Here is a 2,281-nt window from a genome sequence, read left to right on the forward strand (position 1 = left end):
CTCATCTGGCTTTCGCAACGTTTTCGAAGGTTCGAAGAAAAGTCCCCTATTTAATTTACATAGTTATTCAACAGGCCTGATTTTAGACATATGTTTAAAACACGACTTTACAAACATGTGTTAGTAAAAACCGAACAGAACCTATCTACTAGCAAATTAGCAATCGTAAATACTTACTTTACTTTATGGATAAATTTGTTATAATGAAACCAAATGAATTATTACATATTTTGTATTTTTATTTCAAAAAAGGTGTTAGTAGGTTCGAATGTATGAAAGTGTGACCTGTGTTATTTTGGAATCTTTTGGCGATAAGAGGATTACGTTTGTTGATACGCTGGGCCCAGCTGTCATATAAAATTTGAGAAGCGATGAAAATTCATGAAAAAAAGGTTGCTTAGTTTATTCTTTGTTGCCGCACTGACTCTTACTTTTTCTGGGGTGGTAAATGCCGCTGATCTTGAATCTTCACCTCAACCATCTAAATCAGTTGATATTGTAGAGTCTACCAACTACTTCACTCCTTCTATCGCAAATGAACCTACAAAGGTAACCAAAATTGATGTAAAGGGAGTGGACAAAGAAACGGGTAGTATTATTAACGAAGAGCAGTTTAAGAATTCCCTATTAAATTTCTTTAATTCGAATCCTAAGAAATATTCTACAAGCGTTAAAGAAATTGATTCTATTGTTAATAACTATAAAGCTGCACAATTGGGCAAAAGCACGAACAATAATCAAAAAGAAGTAACTCCTTCTTTTGGTGAAGTCTCTCCTTCTTATATTGTTGGTCAGGGTTGGTCAACAGACCCGCATGTTACTTTTTCTCAAGACCGAGTTACTTATTCACAATCATGGATTACAGAAGATAATTATCGGTCAAGCGTACCTATCACTGCTACCTATACTAAAACTCTGAAAACATCGGCCACATTGGGATTTACGGGATCAAATCTTATACAGAGCAAAATGGGTTTCTCAGCATCCTTTAATGTCGAACAAACTACGACTATTACACAAGGAGCTAATGTTCCGGCTTGGACAGTTTGGGGGATGAGACCATATATTAAATATCACCTTGAGGAATGGGAAGGGATCTATTATTATATAGACTCTACTGGTGGAATTGTACAAGTAATTGAAGGCCCCGTAACTGGAACAAACAAAAAACTTATCACAAAATCGAATAAGTATTGGTCCCGCACCAACACTACACACAACCTCAATGCAACAACCCCAACTCCTCCAACGGGTGTTCCTAATGTATAACTAGTTTAGATGGAGGGAAAATTACGATGGGTAACCAGAGGAATATCTTACTTATCATATATGGTGTATTAGTTTTTATACTCGGTGTCTTATTTGTTCCGGTTAAAAAAGTATGGGGCCCGGAGAATAATCTTACCGTTCAAGAAGTAATATATGCCCCACTTTGGAGACTGACCAATAAGAGCCAAGATATTAATGGCTTCAATCCCATTTATGAGTTACAAACTGAACGGTTACTCTACACTATATTTATAGTTACATTATTATTTTTTATCATTTACATTTTTCTTTTTCAAAAGGAAAATAAGTAATTTTAATTGTTTAAGTGTAGATCGACGTAAAACTTTCCTTGTGAGAATCCTTATTCTATAAGGATTCTTTTTATTTACAATGGTGCAAAAGGTCAAGAACCATGTACCAATTGAATTCCGCTCTGTGGGCATCTTTTTTTTATTTCAAATTTTTATCGATAAATTTGTGTGCCTTGTTGACAATCCCATTAAGTACCTTTATTACGATTTCAGTACTAAAACCTGCTGCTAAACAAATTAAATCAAACCATTGAATTTTTATTGTTTGAAAATCTGGAGAAAATACTGTAACTATAATTAAAGGAAATAATACAGCTAATAACATTCTGTACATAGTTTGTTTAAGATTATTCCCTGTAGCAATTTGACTAGAAAATAGAAATGCCATATAACCAACTATTCCCACGAGTGCCTTCTGTATAAATAATGTATCCGGGTCTCTAACTCCCATAGAACGAGTAGTAATGATTAATATTCCATAAACTATAATGATTATTCCGAATAGAATAGCCTCAATCCCAACTCTTTTACTGATTACCTTATGTACACGTTTTTTAAAATCAATTATTTTATAACTTATTCCACAAGCAACCTCTCATCATTTTCGTCTGTAGTTAAGAGACCAATTTCAATGTTTTTACATTCCTCAAGAAATTTTGTTGAACTATATAAACCGCAATTAAGATTATAACCTAACTAAC

2 protein-coding genes are annotated in these 2,281 nt (G+C 33.7%); one reads left to right on the forward strand and one right to left on the reverse strand.

The features are described from left to right. Nucleotides 1–381: 381 nt before the first annotated feature. A complete protein-coding gene (locus L692_RS31615; RefSeq protein WP_156940286.1) occupies nucleotides 382–1,269 on the forward strand; it encodes a hypothetical protein in 888 nt (295 codons plus the stop codon). 450 nt (nucleotides 1,270–1,719) lie between these two features. Here the strand turns inward: L692_RS31615 and L692_RS0102800 are convergent, their stop codons facing one another. Next, a complete protein-coding gene (locus L692_RS0102800) occupies nucleotides 1,720–1,986 on the reverse strand; it encodes a hypothetical protein (protein ID WP_025697006.1) in 267 nt (88 codons plus the stop codon). Between the last annotated feature and the right edge of the window lie 295 nt (nucleotides 1,987–2,281).

The organism is Paenibacillus forsythiae T98, from assembly GCF_000520735.1.
Classification (GTDB): Bacteria; Bacillota; Bacilli; order Paenibacillales; family Paenibacillaceae; genus Paenibacillus_AQ; species Paenibacillus_AQ forsythiae.

Excerpts from the sequence above, each read along its gene's own strand:
- L692_RS31615 (WP_156940286.1), top strand. The coding sequence starts at position 382 with ATGAAAAAAAGGTTGCTTAGTTTATTCTTTGTTGCCGCACTGACTCTT.